This is a genomic window from Methanofollis formosanus (assembly GCF_019633745.1).
Taxonomy (GTDB): domain Archaea; phylum Halobacteriota; class Methanomicrobia; order Methanomicrobiales; family Methanofollaceae; genus Methanofollis; species Methanofollis formosanus.
This window is the reverse complement of sequence record NZ_CP037968.1, coordinates 441,804-460,909: the sequence shown is the minus strand read 5'-3', so window position 1 is coordinate 460,909 and position 19,106 is coordinate 441,804. Positions and strand designations below refer to the sequence as shown.

General features: G+C 61.1%; 16 protein-coding genes. All 16 read right to left on the bottom strand.

Annotated features, from left to right (window positions below; genetic code table 11):
- Positions 1–14 precede the first annotated feature (14 nt).
- The 16 genes from E2N92_RS01980 to E2N92_RS01905 all read right to left on the bottom strand — a co-directional run bounded on the left by E2N92_RS01980 (position 15) and on the right by E2N92_RS01905 (position 18,825).
- Positions 15–1,265 (bottom strand): COG1361 S-layer family protein, encoded by a 1,251-nt coding sequence (locus tag E2N92_RS01980; RefSeq protein ID WP_220682031.1) that lies wholly within the window; start codon positions 1,263–1,265, stop codon positions 15–17.
- Positions 1,266–1,367: 102 nt separating this feature from the next.
- Positions 1,368–2,216: a methanogenesis marker 8 protein gene (locus E2N92_RS01975; protein WP_220682030.1), complete on the bottom strand. Its 849-nt coding sequence runs from the start codon at positions 2,214–2,216 to the stop codon at positions 1,368–1,370.
- Positions 2,216–3,877, bottom strand: a complete 1,662-nt coding sequence (gene ade / locus E2N92_RS01970; protein WP_220682029.1) for an adenine deaminase — start codon at positions 3,875–3,877, stop codon at positions 2,216–2,218. Before ade ends, E2N92_RS01975 begins: the two co-directional genes overlap by 1 nt.
- Before the next feature lie 2 nt (positions 3,878–3,879).
- Entirely contained in the window at positions 3,880–4,245 is a 366-nt protein-coding gene (locus E2N92_RS01965; protein WP_220682028.1) for a hypothetical protein, read from the bottom strand.
- A 190-nt stretch (positions 4,246–4,435) separates the two neighbouring features.
- On the bottom strand, positions 4,436–4,936 hold the full coding sequence (locus tag E2N92_RS01960) for a GTP-binding protein (RefSeq protein WP_220682027.1): 501 nt from the start codon (positions 4,934–4,936) through the stop codon (positions 4,436–4,438).
- Between the two features lie 1,261 nt (positions 4,937–6,197).
- Complete coding sequence (locus tag E2N92_RS01955; RefSeq protein WP_220682026.1) at positions 6,198–6,395, bottom strand: hypothetical protein; 198 nt, start codon at positions 6,393–6,395, stop codon at positions 6,198–6,200.
- A 28-nt stretch (positions 6,396–6,423) separates the two neighbouring features.
- Positions 6,424–6,675 (bottom strand): DUF7123 family protein, encoded by a 252-nt coding sequence (locus tag E2N92_RS01950; RefSeq protein WP_220682025.1) that lies wholly within the window; start codon positions 6,673–6,675, stop codon positions 6,424–6,426.
- Between the two features lie 130 nt (positions 6,676–6,805).
- Positions 6,806–7,834 carry a DUF3821 domain-containing protein gene (locus tag E2N92_RS01945; protein ID WP_220682024.1) on the bottom strand — a complete coding sequence of 343 codons (1,029 nt, stop codon included), beginning with the start codon at positions 7,832–7,834 and terminating at the stop codon, positions 6,806–6,808.
- A gap of 170 nt (positions 7,835–8,004) precedes the next feature.
- The gene (locus E2N92_RS01940) at positions 8,005–9,870 is read right to left on the bottom strand and encodes a DHH family phosphoesterase (protein ID WP_220682023.1); all 1,866 of its coding nucleotides are present in this window, start codon (positions 9,868–9,870) and stop codon (positions 8,005–8,007) included.
- 28 nt (positions 9,871–9,898) lie between these two features.
- Positions 9,899–11,089 (bottom strand): potassium channel family protein, encoded by a 1,191-nt coding sequence (locus tag E2N92_RS01935; RefSeq protein ID WP_343222852.1) that lies wholly within the window; start codon positions 11,087–11,089, stop codon positions 9,899–9,901.
- A 2,134-nt stretch (positions 11,090–13,223) separates the two neighbouring features.
- Positions 13,224–14,423, bottom strand: a complete 1,200-nt coding sequence (locus tag E2N92_RS01930; protein ID WP_220682021.1) for a magnesium transporter — start codon at positions 14,421–14,423, stop codon at positions 13,224–13,226.
- A gap of 21 nt (positions 14,424–14,444) precedes the next feature.
- Positions 14,445–15,383, bottom strand: a complete 939-nt coding sequence (gene rnz, locus E2N92_RS01925; protein ID WP_220682914.1) for a ribonuclease Z — start codon at positions 15,381–15,383, stop codon at positions 14,445–14,447.
- Complete coding sequence (locus tag E2N92_RS01920; RefSeq protein WP_220682915.1) at positions 15,380–16,156, bottom strand: sugar phosphate isomerase/epimerase family protein; 777 nt, start codon at positions 16,154–16,156, stop codon at positions 15,380–15,382. The genes rnz and E2N92_RS01920 overlap by 4 nt, the downstream gene beginning before the upstream one ends.
- Complete coding sequence (locus E2N92_RS01915; RefSeq protein ID WP_220682020.1) at positions 16,153–16,701, bottom strand: AAA family ATPase; 549 nt, start codon at positions 16,699–16,701, stop codon at positions 16,153–16,155. Before E2N92_RS01915 ends, E2N92_RS01920 begins: the two co-directional genes overlap by 4 nt.
- Positions 16,698–17,444 (bottom strand): anaerobic ribonucleoside-triphosphate reductase activating protein, encoded by a 747-nt coding sequence (locus tag E2N92_RS01910; RefSeq protein WP_343222873.1) that lies wholly within the window; start codon positions 17,442–17,444, stop codon positions 16,698–16,700. Before E2N92_RS01910 ends, E2N92_RS01915 begins: the two co-directional genes overlap by 4 nt.
- Before the next feature lie 82 nt (positions 17,445–17,526).
- A complete protein-coding gene (locus E2N92_RS01905) occupies positions 17,527–18,825 on the bottom strand; it encodes a sensor histidine kinase (protein WP_220682018.1) in 1,299 nt (432 codons plus the stop codon).
- Positions 18,826–19,106 lie beyond the last annotated feature (281 nt).

Here is a 19,106-nt window from a genome sequence, read left to right as displayed (position 1 = left end):
GTCCTGACCCCGGTTCAGTCCTCGTCCCGGTCCCGACCCAGACGCGCCCTGCCCTTCCGTACGGCGGCGGCAAAGAGCCCTTTCCGCCAGGCGACGAGGGCACCGACGACGACCAGGAGACCGACGAGGATCTCGGTGATCGGAAGGTTTTGCAGCCCTCCGCCGAAGGTGCCCATCGGGTTGCGCCCGCCTGACTTCGAAGCCGCCATGTTCTCGACATCGCCGTTCGCCGGCGCCGCGGTCCCGGCCCCCCTGAGATCAACCGAACAACTCGTTTCATAGGCATTCCCGTCCCCGTCCTTGTACTGGACCAGAAGAGGGACCGGTGAGGTGCCGGACGCCGTGAAGGTCACTTCGAAACTGGAAAAGTCGTCAGGCTCGAGGGCCCCGACGACATAGGCCGGGTAGGCGCCAGAGGGGATCGCAGGCTCGGCGACGGTCACGACGACCGACTTCGCTTCCTCAAGGCCGGCATTGTTCACGTCCCCGCTGACCGTGAACTGTCCGCCACTCTGTACTACGTTGATGTTGTTGACCACCGGTTCGGCGCGGACCTTCCCCTCGCCGACCTCCACCGGCACCGTCGTCGCGGCGGTGTGAGAGTTCATCCCGTTCCGGTAGGTCGTCTCGAAGGTGAGGTCGGTCGACTGCGAGGCGCGGAGGTCGAAGGTCACCTCGGCCGAGCCGCCCGGCTGGAGGTCGCCGACAAAGGCGCTGGTCTGGGTCGTCTCGATCCCCTCCCCCACCGGCCTGACGGTGACGCCGCTCACCATGTTCTCGCGCGGGTTGCCGATCAGGAGCGTGACGGTCTCGGTCCTCTCCTCGGCATAGACCTCAGGCTGCTGAAGCACCGAGACCTCGAGTCCGCTGCTTTCCACCTTCACCGGCACCGGATAGCGCAGGCTTCCTGCGTCCCGGTAGTCGAGATAGAAGGAAGGATAATAGATCCCGTCGGCGGTATCGGCCTGCACGGTGAAGGTGAAGTCCATCGAATTTCCCGCACCCAGGTTGCTCACCGACGAGTAGATCCCCGAGTCCTGGACCGAGAGGTCGTTGCCCAGGAGGGCGGCACGCGCGATCGGGACGCTGGTCTGGCCATTGTTGGTGACCGTGACGGTGACCGTCCCGGTGTCGCCCTTCATGAGCACACCCGGATCGACGGCAACCCCGGTGATCGCAACCTGGGCCGCCGTGTTCTCCTCCGCCGTCACCGCACCGGTACATACGGCGATGAGGAGGAGCATGACATATAGTCTGATTCTCATGGTATCGTTTGGAGAATAAGAATGAAAAAAAGATAAATTGGAAAAATTGCAGGGGTTCGATGGTTGAACCCCGGAGATAAACCCTTGAACCCTCTGGTTATCTCACACCAGCGGCTCGGGCCCCCGCGTTCCCGCGACCGGGAGATGCCCGCCGGTGACCAGCACCTGCCGGTCGGTCTCCCTGATCTTTGCCAGGATGATCTCTTTGCCTGCTTGCGTCAGGGCAAAGACCGGGACCACGGTCCCGGCCTGAAGGAGAGCCCGCCGTCCGGCCGCCTCGCGGAGGTGTCGTGAGGCGCAGACCGCCACGATATCAGCCACCGCCGCGATCCGTTCGGCCTCCTCGGCCGACAGCCCGGTCAGGTGCACCCCCACGATGAGGGCGTCGGGGTAGCGTATCCTCACCTCCTCGGCCATGTCGGGCGAGGCGACGGTCACCGCCACCGTCCGGTACCCGGCCTGCACCGCCGCTTCGACCCCGGCGACCGGATCGATCCGCGCCGTCTCGGGGTCGAGCACCATCCCGCCGTTCTCCTCGATCCTGCTGATCACTGCGGGGATGGGCGAGGTCTTCACCAGTCCCGACATCCGCCCGCCTATCCCCTGGACCAGCCGCGGGTTTATGGCGACGACCGTCCCGGCCCCGTCGCAGGCGACGACTGCGGCGTCGAGGTCGCCCCGCCGCACCGCTGCGCTCATCAGTTCCGAAGCCCCGAAGAGGACGAAGTCCGGGTCGGCAAGTACCCTGCGTTCAGGCGTGCACATCCCGAAGGTGCGGATCCGCTCCTCGATGTTCTTCTGGATCTCTTCTCTCGTCATCTCCATGACCGGATAGGAGAACCGTTCGGCGAGCGGGCATGACCGGATCACCGGTTCGCCCACCTCGACGACCTTCCCGTCCCTGACGACGACTCGCGCCTTCCCGGCGGCCTCGATGATATGTTCGTCCATTACTTTCCCTCCTCACAGAAGAGCGGGACATCGGCGAAGGCCGCCGCATCAAAGACCCCGCGGTCGGTCACCCGGAGGTGCGGGATGACGGTCAGCGCAAGGAACGAGAGGTACATGAACGGGTGCTCGACCGCCCCCATCGCCCTGGTCTCCTCCGTGAGGGCCTCGAGCCTCCGGCAGACCTCCGGGTAGGGCTCGGTTGCCATCAACCCCCCGCACGGCAGGGGAAGGACAGTCACCCGCTCGCCCCTCACCGTGACCATCGCGCCCTGATGGGCGATCACCGACCTGATCGCCCGGCAGATCTCCTCGTCCGAGACCCCGACGGCGACGATGTTGTGGGTGTCGTGGGAGACGCTTGCGGCGATCGCACCCTCTTTCATCCCGAAACCGTGGACCAGGCCAACCCCGCACCCGCCGTTCCGGTACCGGTCGCAGACCGCGACCTTGAGGATGTCATGCTCCAGGTCAGGGACGTCCTCCACCCTGCACCGCAGGTCGTCGGTGACGATCTGCCCCTCGGTCAGGCCGATGACGCGGGCGATGCCCTTGCCCCCGATCGCAAGGTCCTCAGGGACGGGCGGGCGGCACCTGAAGACCGGCGGCGGGCACGCCGGCGTCTGATAGCCGGGATCTTCGTAGTGTACTCCCTGTACGTAGGTCGTCTCCACCTCGAACTCCGGCGAACCCCTGAGCACGCAGAAGTCGGCCCGCCGGCCCGGTGCGATCGCACCCCGGTCATCAAGCCCGAACCGCCGGGCGGAGGAGAGGGTCACCGCCCTGAGCGCCAGTTCCAGGGACACCCCGCACCTCACCAGTTTCCTGATGCAGTCGTCGATATGCCCCTCCGAGAGGAGCATGTCGGCGTGCCGGTCGTCGGTCGCCAGACAGCAGCGCGACGAGGTGCAGGGCGTGAGCAGGGGCGCGAGGGCCCGGATGTTTCGCTCGGTCGAGCCCTCCCTCATCATGACGTACATCCCGAGGCGGAGTTTCTCCTCACCCTCCTCAAGCGTCGTGGACTCGTGGTCGCTCTGTATCCCGGCGAACACATAGGCGTTGAGGTCTTTTCCCGAGAGCATGGGTGCGTGCCCCTCCCTGACCCGGAAGAGCCCGAGCTTTTTCCAGACCTCGGGATCGCCGTTCAGGACGCCGGGGACATTCATCACCTCGCCCAGTCCCACCACTTCATCTCTCCCGACAAATTCCGCAAGGTCGTCTGCCGTGAGCACGGCCCCGCCCTCGTCCAGGGGAGTGGCCGGGACACAGGAGGGGAGGGTGACCAGGACCGAGAGGGCTGAGCGCGATCCCTCCGAGAGGACGAACTCGATCCCCTCTTTCCCTGATACATTGGCGATCTCGTGGGGGTCGGCGACGACCGTCGTCGTCCCCCGCGGCAACACTGCCCGCGCGTATTCGCCGGGTGTGAGCAGAGAACTCTCGATATGCACATGAGCGTCGATAAGGCCGGGCACGACCCTCGCGCCCTCCAGGTCGACGGTCTCCAGGGCCTCGTAACCCTCGCCCACCCCGACGACCGTTCCGTCCTTCACCGCAAAGGAGGTCTCTTCCCAGGTGCAGGTGAAGGGGTTGTACAGGGAGAGGTGGGTGAAGAGACGATCGGCAGGTACGCTCCCGCGTGCGGCGTCCAGACATTCGTTCATGGTCACACCTGCAGGTCCCTGATCACGGCGGCCGTCCGTTCATCCCCTTTCAGGAGATAGAGATAGAGTTTATAGGTGCCTGGTTCGAGGGCCACCGGGAAGGAGAAGATATTGGTGCCTTCCTGAAAGTGTTCGATTTTGACAAAGGTATCGACCTGTTCCTGTCCGAAACCGCTGGTCTTCACAACCGTCACCTGGAGGGTGGCCTCCGTGGGTTCTGACGGGTTGTCCACCTCGAGCTGGAGGGCGCCGTCTGTGTAGGTCGCCTCTCCAAACCCGATGCCGGTACATCCTGCGGTCAGAGCGAGAGCGAGGATGCAGAGGCAGGAGAGCCCGATAAAAGGTGTGGTGGGGGGAGTTGCTGCCATTACCAGAGTGTGACCATTAAGAGAAGATATAGTATTTGTTTCCGGTTTCCTGGAGAAGATCCGGGGGGTTGAGAGGTAAGGGATTGATCTGAAGGGAGGGGTTATCGATTGGGTGAGTAGAGGCGGTGTTATAGAAAAGGATCGATATCTTTGCGGGGGGCAGCGCCCCCGGCGCGACGTGTGAGGCCTTCTACAAAACGGGATCGGCGTCCTCGACGATGCCGCTGACAAAGGAGACAAGCGCTTCATGCACATTCTCGCCTGTCCGGGCGGAGACGAGGTGGACCGAGGCGTCGCCGATCACGTCGGCATAGAGCGAGGGCCTGGACTCGGGGAGGTCGCACTTGTTGAGCATGAAGACGACCGGCAGCCCGGTCCCCTTCAGCCACGAATACAATTCACGCGTCATCTCGTCGGGTGCATAGGTCGAGTCCACTACGATGATCGCTCCGTCCATCCCCCTGGAGAGGATCTTTCTGGCAAACTCAAACCTGTCCTGCCCTGGTGTCCCGAAGAGATAGACCTGCTGCTCCCCCACCTGCACCCGGCCGAAGTCGAGGGCGACGGTCGTCGACCCGCCGTCGCAGTCGGCCTCGACATGCCTGGAAGAGGGATCGAGGGCGGTGATAAGAGAAGTCTTCCCTGCATTGAAGGACCCAAATACGCAGAGTTTGAGTTTCTCGCGTGCCATCACCAGTGTATATGGTATATCGGTATTTTATCATTACGATGTTGATTTTTCACGAAATAACTTCATTTTGTCGAAATTGGGAGTATTTGTAAACCTCCATGGGGATTTTGATCATTTGTCCTGAGATGGAGAGGTGCAGGGCTTTGTAGAATCGGACATGAACCCTGGGCTCAAGCATACGGGATGAAAATTCTTGGTGGTCTCTAGTGAGTGGATCCTTGCTCCCTCTTCGGAGCAGGACACCACATAGGGCGACCACTTCATTGCCGCCCCCACCGATCTTCGTCGTGGGGGGTCCGGGGGGTGAAACCCCCCGGTGCGGGATTCCAGGAACGATTCTACGATGGGGGCGGCACATCGGATCATCACGCCTTCCCAAACATCGGTGCCGGGGGCGCTGCCCCCGGACCCCCGGGACGAAGATAGGGCCGGGAAGGCAGAGGCCCGATCATTCAGGAGATGCATCTGCAATATCTGTATCTGTCCTGAAGGCGGGTGGTGGATTCAAACCATTATGGAAACCTGGAGAGATGATCGTCAGGATCATTTTCATGGTAATTGCTCATGAGGCGAGATTACGCCTCAAACATACGGGATGAAAATTTCTCGTCGTTCGATCGCTCTTTTATTCAAGACTGAAGAACCGGTGGGGTCTTGTTCCATCGCCGCCCCCGTCTATCCTCGTCGTGAGGAATCAGGGGTGCAACCCCCCGGCACAAGACAGCGGTGAAGATTCAACGATTGGAGCGGCTGATCACTCTGAAGAAGATTTTATCCTCTGTATATCGGCTTCAGCGAGATTTGGTGAGTTCGAATCATCATGCAACATCTATAGACACAATTTTAGCGATCATTTTCATGGAGCATATCCCAAAAGTATCCTGGGCTCGGCTCTGTAGAAAACATCCTCTTTTCATCACCTCAACCCCCTGTGACCTTCATCTATCGCCTTCCCTCATGTTTATGCCGGGGGCTCCGTCCCCTGACCCCCAGGATGAAGATTGGGGTGGAAGGCGGAGCAATGACCCTGAAAGGGGGGCGGCCAGCCACCCGTCGAAGAGAACTATCACGATGATTCTACAAAGCCGAAGGAGGATTGATTTCTTCAGGGCAGAAAAAAGGGCATTGTTTTTTCTGAAGAATCGCTCATGAAACGTCTGTTTCAGGCGGTTCTTTGAAATCCACCGTCACCGATGGTTTTCATGATCGATTCCGATCGCGCCTTTGACACCGGCACACCGGAACCTCGCTCTTCATCAGTTCAGATCTTCTCGACGGTGATCCGCACGCGGTCGCCCGCCTTGAGTCCGTGGCCCTTCGGGATATCGATGTTGAACCAGAGTTGCTCGGGATCCTGTTCTCCCCCGCTCTCCGGGCCCTGCTGCATGATGCAGTCCTTGAACTCGTTGATCCTGGCGACAAATTCGATCTCAGACTCGAAAGAGACGATCGGTTCCATACCTAAAAATTGTGGCCGTGTATATTAATCATGCCGCCCTGGGGCTGACCATCCATGTCGTCGAGTTCGAGTAACTCCACCTCTTGATCTCGAGTTCTTCACAGATCTCTGAGAGGATAGCGAGGTTGGTGCCGACCTCTTTTGCCGAGAGTCCAAGGTCGTGAGCGATATACTTCGACTTGAAGTAATGTTTGCCTTTTCTTAAACCCCCCATGAGATATTTGACAATCCGGTTCTGTGTATCGTTATAGTTTTCCCGGATACTCTTATTGTTACTCATATCGATACCTCGGCTTGTTAGACCTATCAGCACTTCTTTATATATATCTTGTGTTTTTCCCTGCTTCTCTCCCTGTAAATGAGTATTTCTGGCTTCTAAGTCGGTTATAGTTCCATAAAAAAAGATGATTCTATTCTCTCGTCATCACAAGGATGCCGAGCAAAAGTGCGGCGAAAACGGGGATCAATGTCAGCGGGGTCGGCGCAGGCGTCGTGGCCGGGACCGTCGTGGTCGTCTCCGGAACCGAAGTTTCAGACACTGTTGTTTCGGCTGTAGTCTCCGTTGGTACAGCCGTTGTCGGTGCCGCCGTCGGGGTTCCGGTGACGGTCGTGGTCGGCGTTGTCACCGTCGTCACCGTCGGCGTCGGCAGGGGGGTATTGACCCCGATCCTCTCGCCCGAATAGATGGTAATGATATTCGAGTCCTCCGCATAGTCGGCAAAACCCTGCGGAGAGTGCCACCGTGCCTGGACTTTATACTTCCCTTCCTCAAGTCCTTCGAGTCTGATCGGACCCGGCATTCCCGGATCGTCGGTGTAGAAGTTTGAGGCAGTGAGCGGGAGATCCGTAAGATCGCGCCCTTCGAACGTCGTCAGTTCGGCTCCGCCAGGTGTCGTGACCACGATGTCGACCGAGGCGTGCTCGTCGCCGGCGACGTACTGGGTGCCCACATAGGAACCGATCACCTTGAAGGCGATCGCCGTCCCGGTCGGGATGGTGATCCCCTCGATCCGGTCGGCATGGTTCGGGGCGGCGAGGACGGGTTCGATCCTGACCTCGGGGTACCTGACCATGATCCTCTTCCCGGTGCGGGCGTTGTCTTCCTTGCTGTAGGCGTAGTACAGTCCGGTGTATTCACCGACATCGGCATCGTCGAGGTCGAAGTCGGTCTCGTCCGGGACCGAGATGCGGTTTATCTCACCCTTATCGAGGTCGTCGTCCGTGTACTTGACCAGCGCGGTCACCGGGGTATCGGTCGTTTCGTTTCTCAGGGCCGAGAGGTCCAACCCTTCTTCATAGACAAAGACCGTGTCTCCAGATTCGATCTCGGCGATCGTATCTCCCCGTGCCGCGGCCGGTGCGATGACGACCAGGGCCAGCAGGAGAAGAGCGCAGACGATGCCGACCCCGGAGATCCTGGCATATATGCTTCGTACCATAGCAATCCCTCCGATGAAGTACTACCTCAGGGCCGCCGCATATATCCCTTTCGCCGGAAGTGAGCGTTAGGAGAAGACGGCACGACAGGAGAAGAAAAGAGTACCAGAAGGGTACTGTATGACCCCGACCTCTTGTTCCGTGCGAGGGAAGAAGAGGGCCTGAGCCTTATTCAGTCCTCGGATTGTGCGGGCAGGGACGATTCCACCGGCACGCGTCCGATCTTCTCGACCAGACCGGCGAGCGCCGCCTCGCGCATCCCTTCGACGAACTTGATCGACCCGACCACCAGGTGGCCGCCGCCGCTGATCCCGCCGCCCCGGATCTCCTCGTGGAGTTCCCGGACCATCTGCGGGATGTTCATCATCACGCCGCGGGAACGGAGCACCGCGAAGTCCGGGCCGAACCCGAGCGTGACCACCGGTTCGCCGGGGTGCTGCTTGCAGAGCCGGTCGTGGATCTCGCCCGACGTCTTGCCCGGGGGCGGGAAGGTGAAGCGGTGGGCGAAGATCTCCACGTCGATCCTGAAGAGATGAGCGCCGTTCGGGAGGATCTCCTCGGTGACATGGGGCATGGAGGCTTCCATCTGGCCCTCGATGGCGGCGTTCGCCTCGTCGACCAGGAGGTTGACGAACTTGTCCTGCAGGTCCCGCTCGCCGTCCACATTCAGGATGTCCTTGACGATCTCCCTGCCGTCGTTGAACCGGAGCCAGAACTGCTCGTAGTCCAGGGCGAGGGCGATGTCCTTGCACACGTCCTCGGAGTACTCCTCGGCGATGAGATCAAGGTAGCGCTGTCTCTCCGGCGCCTCGCTCCGGTCGCCGACCGCGGCGACCGCCGGGAAGTGTTTGATCCGGTCGCTCACGCCCGGGAAAATGAGCCGGGCTACCTCGGTCCCGAGCATCCCGGCCGTGATCCCGAAGTCGGCACCCACATGGTAGGGGTTGACATGGGCGACCAGGTAATCGTCGACGATCGCGTCCGGGTGGTGGTGGTCGACGACGATCATCGGGATGTCGTAGACACGGGCCACCTTCATCGCCGGGATGTCCTCTTCGGTGGATCCGTTGTCCATCAGGACGATCAGCGGCATCTTCTGCCCGAACCGCACATTGTCCTTCAGGGCGAAGTCGAGGTCCCTGGTGATGTCCTCGATCTCATAGAAGGGCGCCTTCGACGGCGAGCGCTTGAAGAGATAGTACGCCGTGTCCAGGTCGTTGCCTTCCTCCTTGATGAGAGAGACGACCGCCTGCTCGACCGCGACCGCCGCGCTGATCCCGTCGGCGTCGGCGTGGTGGCGGAGGATGATCGGTTGGGCTTCGAAGACCGCACGCCGGATCCGCTTGGCGACCTTTCTCATCTCAGGGCGCAGCTGTTCCATCGCCTCGCTCTCGATGAGGAGCGGGATCTCTTCGGGCTCTGCGCGCGCGTCGAGTGCCGCCTCGATCCGGTCGTGGACCCTTTGAGCGTCCTCGCCGGTGAGGGCTTCCATGGCGCTGACCTCGATCTGGAGCTGGTTCTGCCGCCGCATCACCTCGCCGACGACAAAGACCGAGTCGCCGAGTTCGACCTCGGGGTAGGCGCGCACGCCGGCCTCGACAAAGGCCGCGGCGTTCCCGCTCCCGGTCGCGTCGACCAGGGTGAAGATCGTCGGCCCGCTCGTCTGCTTGATCTGGGCGACCGTCGCCTCGAGGGTGACGTCGCGCCCGACCCGCGAGGCCAGTTCGCCAAGTCCGGTCACCTTCGCCCGTCTGGTCACGGTCTCCAGACGGAAGACGGTGGGGGCGACCTCGGCAAGGTCGATGTTGCCGTTGTTCCTGATGTTGATGACCTGCACGAAGATCTGCTCTTTCTCCTCGTGGGTGCCGATGATGTTGCTCTTGTGGACCAGACCCTTGAGCCTGGCGTTCAACTGGACAAAGGTGCCGAAGTTTGCAAAGCCCTGCACGATCCCGGCGTAGACCTTGCCTTCTTCGACCTCCTCCAGCCCGCAGCCCGGGCCGAGGGAGTACACAATCATATCTTCCTGGTTCGCCATTTCCTTAACTCACTTGACTGTACAGTGTTTATGTATTCTCACCTGAACAAAGGGAGGCAAGCCGTTCTTCGCCGTCTCGTCTCCCTTTTGCGATGATGCGATCGCCTGCGTGAAGCCGTTCGTCGCGGCCAGGACGGTACTTCCAGCGTTCGCCGCCGCGTTTGACCGCCAGCACCACCATGCCGGTGACGGTCGCCAGCGACGCCTCCTTGAGGCTCCGGCCGGAAAGGGCCGAGCCTTCTTCCACCGTGAGGTGGGTGATGATCTCGTCGGACTCGCGCACGATCATCCTGAAGACCGGCGGAACTTCGATGTCCCTGAGGAGCACCTCGGCGATCGCGGAGGCCGCCCCCGAGATGGTCTCGGCAAAGGAGGAGAGGTAGAGGAGGCCGCGGAGATATTCCACGTTCTCGATGCGCTTGGCGGCCTCGAGCACCCAGAGGTCGAACTGGTAGCGCATGTCCTCCATCTTCTCGTCGAGGGCGACGACCTGCTGGGCCACGTCCTCGTTGGTGAAGAGGAGCGAGGTGTATGCAAGCCCGACCGCGAGTTCGGAGAGGTTTTTCATCTCGATCATCAGGGCGACGGCGCGATCGAGGTCGTCGACGCATCCGGCCTTTGCCGCTTCTCTTTTCGCTTCCTGGACCACTCCGGCCATGATGCGGAAGGGGGGGATGCCGGCTTCAAGTCCTTTGGCAAGGAGGATGTCGCCGGCGGCGACCCGGGAGTACTTGTCCGGGTCGTAGATCCATCCGTTCCCCCGCCTGATCGCGATGACGCGCATCCCGGACCTGCTCTGGAGTTTCACCTCGCCCAGGGTCTGGCCGTCGAGGACCGAGCCGTTCTGGACCTCGACGCGCGCCGTCACCTCTTCAGCCGCGGGGAGAGCGTCTCTGAGTTTCTGCGGGAACTTGGCCCCTTTGAGGATGAGTTTTGCAACCTCTGAGGCTGAGTTCGAGATCCGCTCGGCCGACTCCGCAATCTGCAGCAGCCCGCTCATCGACTCGGCTTCCTCTACCCTGCGCGCCCCGAGCATCGCCGAGATGCGGGCCTGGTAGACATGCCGGTTCATGATCTCTTCGAGGTTCCCCACCTCGCCGGCGATGTCCCGGCTTTCAAAAAGAATGGCAGAATAGGCGAGGTCAACCATCAGTTCAGAGATATCCTTCATCTCGATGAGGACATCCTTGAGGCTGGTCGGCTGATATTCGACTTCCATCATGGTCAGTACCGTCTTCCCTTTCGATATTGTCCCGAGGGTATATTAACTCCTAGTTGGGCGCACCGTCATGAGGTACGCGAAGGGTTCCATTACCCCTCGGCCTGGGGAGCCCGGGCAGCGGTGAGGGAAGGACATGATCTTCTTGCGGTGGAGGGGATGTCGGTTTCTTTCGGGGTGGCGACCGGGATGGGAAGGCCCCACCAGCGATCCCGACCGTTTATCACGACAGATCAGCGGACCGGGATCACCTACGCCGCCGCCCCCCGGCTATCTTCGCGCGAGACAGCAATACCGTTCTGCGATGGGGGCGGCACGATCGTGATCCTCGCGCCATCACGAAGCCCCTCACCGGGGACATCGCCCTCGATTCCAAGCATGAAGATAGGAACAGGGTCGGCACGTCTGATCGTCACACCGGCCTGTCATCGTGACCCCGAGGATTGAACCAGGATGGGAGAGGGCCGATTATTATTCAGCAGAGGAGCACAACGCCCCGTGCCGTCCCCAACTCTATCTTCTCGCGAGATGGCAGAACAGATCCTGCGAAGGGGGACGGCACACCTGATCACCACGCCGTCCCCTTGTCGCGACCCCGAAGATAGAACCGGGAAGGCAGAGGGCTGATCTTTTTTCAGCAGAAGCATCCCCAACCCGTGCCGTTCCCCGTCCTATCTTCTCGCGAAATAACAGAACAGATCAGGTGATGGGGGACGGTATGTTTGGATCATCACGCTTTCCCCCTCGTCGTGATCCCGAGGATTGAACCCGGACGGGAGAGGGCTGATCTTTTTTCAGCAGAGGCACCCCAATCCGTGCCGTCCCCTGTCCTATCTTTTCGCGAAATAACAGAACAGATCAGGTGATGGGGGGACGGTATGTTTGGATCATCACGCTTTCCCCCTCGTCGTGACCCCGAGGATTGAACGAGGACGGGAGAGGGCTGATCTTTTTTCAGCGGGAGCACACCACCCTGTGCCGTCCCTGCTCTATCTTAGCGCGAAACGGCAGAACAGATCAGATGATGTGGGGGACGGCATTTTCTGATCACCACACCTTTCTCGTCGTCATGACCCCGAAGATAGAACCCAGACACAAGAGAGTTGATCTATTTTCTGAGGGAACACGCGTGATGTCGTCCCCCGTCCTATCTTCTCGCGAAATAACAGAACAGACCCGGTGATGGGGGGACGGCACGTTGGATCATCATCACGCTGTTCTGTCGTCATGACCTCGAAGATAGAACCTGGATCGGAGAGAGCCGATCACATTTCGGAGGGATCACGCGCTCCGTGCCGTCCCCCATCCTATCTTCTTGTGAGATGACAGAACAGACCTGGTGATAAGGGACGGCACATTCTGATCAGTACGCTGTCCTGTCGTCATGACCCCGAAGATAGAACCCGGACGGGAGATCGTTGATCTTTTTTTCAGCGGGAGCATACCAACCCCTGCCGTCCCCCGTCCTATATTCTCGCGAAATGGCAGAACAGATCATGTGAAGTGGAACGGTATGGTTTGATCACGACGCCTCCCTGTCGGCATGACCCCGAAGATTGGAGCGGGACGAAAAGGAGGTGATCTATTTTCGGAGGGAACACGCGCCCCGGCCGCCTCCCGTCCTATCTTCTCGCGAGACAACGGGAAAGACTCGATGATCGGGGATGGCACATTCGGATCGTCACGCCACCCCATTTTCATGACCCTGAAGATAGACCCAGGACAGAAGAGCGCCGATCTTTTTTCAGCGGGAGCACACCATCCCGTGCCGTCCCCCGCTCCATCGTCTCGCGAGACGGCGGGACAGGTTCTGCAATAGGGGACGGCACATCAGATCATCACCCTTGTCCTGTTATCATGACCCCGAAGATAAATCAAGGACAGGAGAAGGGCACGTATTCTCGCCGCCCCCTGCCCTATCCCCTCGCGAGATGCCGGAAAAGATCCTGCGACGAGGGGGCGGCCGATCTGATCGTGACGCCGTCGCGTCATCGCGACCCCGAAGATAGAACCCGGACGGGAGAGAGTTGATCTTTTTTCAGCGGGAGCACATCGCTCCGTACCGTCCCCACCTATCTTCGCGCGAGGGGACCGGAGGGGACGAGCATCAGCACGATCAGGGCAGCCGTTCACTTCACAGAAACAGGTTGATCACCGAGATGAGCACCACCGCGCCCAGCAGGTCGATCACCGAGGTGATCACCGGGATCCCGAAGTTGTCCGGGTCGAAGCCGTACCTGAACGAGATGCTGGCCGTGAGGTAGGCAATCCCGTTGACGATGCTCATCACGACGACCCCCGCGCCGAGGGCGATCCCGACCATGGTGAGCAGGCCCGGCGAGGCCGCCCCGAGGAGGAGGGCGGCGCCGTGGGCGAGGGCGGCCATCAGCGGGAGGAGGAGGAAGGTGAAGAGGTAACTCTGGACGAACTGCACCCCCACGGCGCGGGAGGGGCGGATCGACGGCTCGATGAGGCCGAGGTGCATCCAGGTGCCGAGGCGCGAGCAGAGGATCCCCCCGATCGATCCGCAGATCCCGGCGAAGGGCGGGATGAGAATGAGCAGCGCCCCGACGGCGACGAGGCGGTCGAGGTCCATCGTATAGGTGACGCCGGCGACGGTGCCGAGGACCGAGAGCCCGACCAGGAGGGGCAGGATCTCAGAGACAATATCTCTGGCCCGCGCCCCGTGCATCCATGAGTACACCGACGCACCCGCGGCGATGACGAGGACACCGGCGAGGAGGGTCATCCTCCATCCCATGGGAAGAGCGGTGACCGTCACCGCCGTGACGGCCAGCACCGGGATGGTGACCAGGTCGCCGAGGGTCGTCACCGCCGGCGCGGCGATCATGTCCATATCCACCCCGCGCCGGTACGAGAGGACGGAGACCAGGACCGTGAAGCCCATCACGATGAGGCCTGAGAGGATCCCGGCGATCACCGAGATGAGAACAAGATCGCCGGCCGCGATCACCTCGATCCCGAATGCCCAGGCTGCAAGCTTTGCAATGAACCCGAGGGCAAGGGCGGTGGCGACCGTGAGGATGAACGCCGCGTGCAGATTCTCGGTGAGGACGCCGCCCCGGCAGTCGGGGGCGAACTCGCCCAGGTGCATCGAGGAGGAGAGACGGGAGGCGAGCACCCCGGAGATGCTGCCGCGCATATTGATCGTCGGGGGGACGAGGACGAGCAGGCCCGGGATGAGGGCGAGGGTCTCACGGATCGAGGAGAGGTACGATCCGGCGACGACGGCGATGGCTGTGCTGACCAGGAGTGCCAGAAGGCCCGTCAGGAAGAGGCGCTGCTCGCGCCCCAGTCCGTTTCCCGCACTCATCTTCGCCCTCCGCCATTGTCATCACTCTCTGAAAGGAATCTCGACCATTGTCAGGTCGGGTGGTGCGATCACTTCGCCTTCAAATCTCTTTCGTGCATCCTGTATATGGTTTGCCGTCGATGTGTAGCGCGAACTGATATGGACGAGGGCCAGCATGTGCGCCTTCAGCGCCGCCGCCGCCTCTCCGGCCTCCCCCGAGGTGGAATGGTAGACCTCGGCCGCCCGCGTCCGTTCGGTATCGTCGAAGGTGGCGTCGTGGATAAGCAGGTCGGCGTCTTCCAGGCCGTCGAGCGGGCCGTGGTGGAGGGGTCTCGTGTCGCCGGTGTAGATGAGCGTCCGGCCCGGGCGCGCCCGGCCCATGATCTGGTCGGGCGTGACCGTCACCTGTTCTCCCTCGCGCTCCACCGTCACCTCGCCGCCCCGCTGGAGACGGCCGAAGAGGGGACCGGGGGGTACGCCGAGTTCGATCGCCTTCTCCCGGTTGAACCGGCCCGGCCTTCCGTCCTCCCTGAGCACATACCCGAGACTCGGCATCCCGTGGCAGGTGGCGAAGGCCTCCACCCGGTAACCGTCGTAGCGCACCGTCGAACCGGGCCCGAGTTTCACCGGCTGGAGGTCGAACCCGAGTTTGGTCTTGCCGAGGTGCTGGGTGTGCTCCACGAATTCGTGGACGCCTTCAGGGCCGTAGATGACGAGCGGTTCGGTCCTGCCGTTGAACGACATCGTCTGGACCAGACCGAGCACGCCCAGGAAATGATCGGCATGCCAGTGGGTGATGAAGACGGCGTCCACCAGGAACCCGGTCCGCGCCCGCATCATCTGCTGCTGCGCACCCTCCCCGCAGTCGAAGAGGAGGGTGTCCGAACCCCGCCTCACCATGATGCAGGGTGGGTTGCGGTTCGGTGTGGGAAGCGCCCCGGCGGTACCGAGGAAATAGATCTGTAGTGTTTCGCCGGCTATACGAACCGCCTCCTGAAGACTGCAAGGCTCCGGGCCGCCTCTTCGAGGTTGCGCCCCTCGACGACGGCGACCTTTCCCCGATACCCTGCTGCGACGGCATGCCCGACCTTCTCCCAGTCGATGATCCCGTCGCCGAGGGCGAGGTGCTCGTCCGAACTGCCGTGATTGTCGTGGATGTGGATATGGTCGGCGGCGCCGATCTGCTTGAGGAAGCCGTCGACCGCCCTGACCGTGTTGGCGTGGCCCAGGTCGAAGGTGACGCCGACGCCCTCGATCCCGTCGGTGATCCCGAGGAGTTCGTCGGCGTCGTGGCAGAGGAACTCGGGGATATTGATCATATTTTCAAGGCAGGCCTTCACCCCATGTTCCTCGCCGCACGCCCCGATCAGACGGAGCGCCTCCTTCTGCAACGCCCAGGTTTTGCCTGGCAGGAGTTTGCCTGCGGGCGAGAGATACCCCGGGTGGAGGGTGACGCGGTCGGTGAGGTCGGCGGCGTGCTCGATGCATGCACAGATCTGGCGCACCGACTCCCGCCAGATGGGGTCGTTGATGGAGGCGAGGTTGAGGTCGGCGTAGGGCGCGTGCACGGTCACGTCGAGGTGCGTGCTCTCGACGACATCGAGAATCGCGCGTTTGTTCTCCGGCTTCTCGAGGCGGTAGTTGCCGTCGGCCGAGATCTCCCACCCGGTATACCCGACCTCTTCGATCCCGAAGACCCACTCGATCGATTCCCAGACCGTCGAGGATGAGGAGAAATAGGGGACGACGCTCACCGGCATCCCTCCATCGCCCCGATAAGTCTGGCGACCTTTGCTGCGTATTCTTCCATGCCGCCCTCGTTTGCGATCTCGACATCGGCCATGGTCATTGCCTCGCCCAGGCCCCACCCGAGTTCGCGCTCGTCGCGTGCACGGAGGGCTTCGGCAGAGTCGACGTCGTCGGCGCGGCCCCGGTTCTTCAGGCGCCCGAACCTCGTCTCGAACGAGGCCGTGACGGCGACGAGGAGAAAAGTGGGGAAGTGTTCCCTGAAGATCTCGACTTCCGCGCTCCCACGGATCCCGTCGATGATCACGACGGGTGCGTCCTGTTCCTCGACGAAGGGGATGCTCTTGAGGGCGATCGCCCCCATGCCGTGTTCCGCGCGGAGGTCCGAGGAGACCTTCCCCATGTTGGCGTCGGTCATCTCAAGTCCGGCCTCGACGACGGCGGCCCTGATCACGTCGCCCATCACCACGACCGGGATGCCCCTGGCCTCTGCGATCTTTGAGAACTCTCCTTTTCCGCTCGCCGGCATCCCGACGATCCCGATGACCTTCATCTCACGTGCTCCTGCTCGATCCTGCTGACATCAATGCTCTCTGCTCTGACGATCCGTCTGCCCTCGTAGACGACCTCGCCGTCCTCTCGCGTCCTGATCTTCACGGTTCGGCCCAGGCCGTCGGCGATGGCCGCAAGTTCGGTGAAGGTGAGGGGGGCGACGCCGGCGATGACGCCCTGCTGGAGGACGAAGTCGACGCCTTTCGCGTCCTGTGCGATATACCGGATCTCGTCCTCGCATCCCCTGAAGGTCGTGACCACCACCTCGAACTCAGGAAGGGCGCCCCGACGGTATGCCTCGGTGCAGAGTTCGAGCGACTCCTGCACGCGCTCCTTGAAGTCCTGTTTGAGGAGGTTGTTGTACCGGCGCCAGGTGGTCTTGACGTCGAGGGCGATGTGGTCGACGAGGCCGTTTTCGAGGAGGGCCCGGATGGTTCCCGGATAGACGCCGTTGGTCTGGAGGCCGACGCCGAGGTCCATCTTCTTCGCACCGGCGGCCAGGGCGAGGAGGGCCTCCTTCTGCATCGTCGCCTCGCCGCCAGAGAAGACGACGCCGGTGACGAGGAGAGTGGACTCGCGGACCATTCCGAGCACCTCTTCGATCTCCCGCTCGTCTTTTCCTTCGAGGATCGCGGTGTTCTGGCAGTAATGACACCGTACCGGACAGCCGCGCAGAAAGACCGTGCAGACGGCCTTTCCTCTCCAGTCCACTGTGCTGAGCGGGACAAAGCCCCCGAAGTTCACCTTCAAAAAATCACCGTTGTGTATTATGGGCGAGCGGTTTTATAGAAACTATCGAACATTCCATCAAGGGGGCGGGCGGCCCCTACCGGTGGTCGGCCCTGAACGCTCCGGCGGGCACGACGATCTCGAACCTCGCGCCCGCCCCCTCTTCCCCGGTCTCTTGAATGGTCATCCCGGTGATCCCGAGGATCTCCCTGACAAGGAAGAGGCCGAGCCCTGAGCCTTCCCGCCCGAAACCCCGGGAGAAGATATGTTCTTTGATGCCGGAGGGGACCCCCCTCCCGTCGTCCTCGATGACAAGGATGCCCTCGTTGTTCTCATTATGGAACGAGATGCAGACCTTTGTCGCTTTCTCCCCGTGGCGGATAGTATTGTCAACGAGATTGAAGATGACCTTTTCGAAGAGGGGATCGGCGAAGACTTCCAGTTGGCCGGTGCGTACGTCGATCGACAGGTTCCCCCGGGATGCCTTTGCCCCGGCAACCCTGGCGATCTCTTTTACACACAGCCATTCCGGCGCTTTCACGCCCATGCTCTCGTAGTCCTGCATGAAGACGATCTGGTCCCTGATCGTCGCGGTTGCGGTGGTTACGTGTCCGGTATATTCCCTGAGCCTCCTGTTTTCCACCGTTTCCTCCTCGATGAGTCCTGTATATGCGGCAATGATGCTGACCTGGTTGAGGAGGTCGTGCCTGGTGATGCTGTACAGGAGGTCGAGTTTTTTGTTCGCCTCTTCGAGGGCCTCTCGGGTTCGGTGCACCTCGGTGACATCCCTGGTTATACCGGTCGCTCTGACGGGACGGCCCTCCTCGTCGCGGGCCGTCACCTTCCCGATGACATGCACCCATCGCCATGTTCCGTCCTGGCGCTGTTCCCGGCACTCGGCCTCATAGTACGGCATGGCATCGTCTCTCACCTCTTTCATTTTTTGTATCAGGAGGAGGTGGTCGTCGGGATGTACGCACTCTTCGAAGATCGAGACGTGCGTCTCCTCCGGGTACGGGGCGGTCCGGTCATGTATCCAGTCATGAATGATCGACAGCTTACCGGTTGCGACGTTCCAGTCCCAGACCCCGAGAGAACCACCTTCGATGGCGAATTTCAATCGCTCCTGTATTTCTTTCCGTGCCTGTACCTCGGTCTTGAGTTCATTCCATCTCCTCAAGGAGAATATGGTAAACCCGCCCGATAGGAGGAGAACCGCGGTGAGGAATTCGTCGATCTCCCATTCTTCGTATGTTCTGGTGAACCCCACCAGTATCTCGAAGGCGTCCGTGAACGAGGCGATCAAAAAGAGCGCGGCTCCGACTATGAGAAGGACCAGCGCATCGCGTCCGGTGGGTGTACGGCAGATATTGGATTGGAGCGAGGGGATGTTCACGTAAGATAACTATGTTCATGACAATAAATATAAAGATTTTTAATTATCATATCTTTTAAAAGAAGATAATAATGAAAAATTTGTATTTATAAATGCATTAATCTTATTTAGTAGGCCCTGTAGAAATCTTCACCCATTCTCGGGCCTGACTCATTCCTTCTCTCATCTTCACGTCGGGGGCGCCGCCCCGGATCACCGGGATGACAATTGGGCAGGAAAGGCACAATTGATGAACATAAAGAGGGTGTTGCCGTCCCCGGTCCTTCCCGGATCCGGGGGCG

Coding starts and splice junctions, on each gene's coding strand:
- E2N92_RS01935 (WP_343222852.1), bottom strand. CDS start 11,089: ATGGAAGTCGAATATCAGCCGACCAGCCTCAAGGATGTCCTCATCGAG.
- E2N92_RS01975 (WP_220682030.1), bottom strand. CDS start 2,216: ATGGACGAACATATCATCGAGGCCGCCGGGAAGGCGCGAGTCGTCGTC.
- E2N92_RS01915 (WP_220682020.1), bottom strand. CDS start 16,701: ATGAAGGTCATCGGGATCGTCGGGATGCCGGCGAGCGGAAAAGGAGAG.
- ade (WP_220682029.1), bottom strand. CDS start 3,877: ATGAACGAATGTCTGGACGCCGCACGCGGGAGCGTACCTGCCGATCGT.
- E2N92_RS01930 (WP_220682021.1), bottom strand. CDS start 14,423: ATGAGTGCGGGAAACGGACTGGGGCGCGAGCAGCGCCTCTTCCTGACG.
- E2N92_RS01960 (WP_220682027.1), bottom strand. CDS start 4,936: ATGGCACGCGAGAAACTCAAACTCTGCGTATTTGGGTCCTTCAATGCA.
- E2N92_RS01965 (WP_220682028.1), bottom strand. CDS start 4,245: ATGGCAGCAACTCCCCCCACCACACCTTTTATCGGGCTCTCCTGCCTC.
- E2N92_RS01940 (WP_220682023.1), bottom strand. CDS start 9,870: ATGGCGAACCAGGAAGATATGATTGTGTACTCCCTCGGCCCGGGCTGC.
- E2N92_RS01980 (WP_220682031.1), bottom strand. CDS start 1,265: ATGAGAATCAGACTATATGTCATGCTCCTCCTCATCGCCGTATGTACC.
- E2N92_RS01955 (WP_220682026.1), bottom strand. CDS start 6,395: ATGGAACCGATCGTCTCTTTCGAGTCTGAGATCGAATTTGTCGCCAGG.
- E2N92_RS01950 (WP_220682025.1), bottom strand. CDS start 6,675: ATGAGTAACAATAAGAGTATCCGGGAAAACTATAACGATACACAGAAC.
- E2N92_RS01945 (WP_220682024.1), bottom strand. CDS start 7,834: ATGGTACGAAGCATATATGCCAGGATCTCCGGGGTCGGCATCGTCTGC.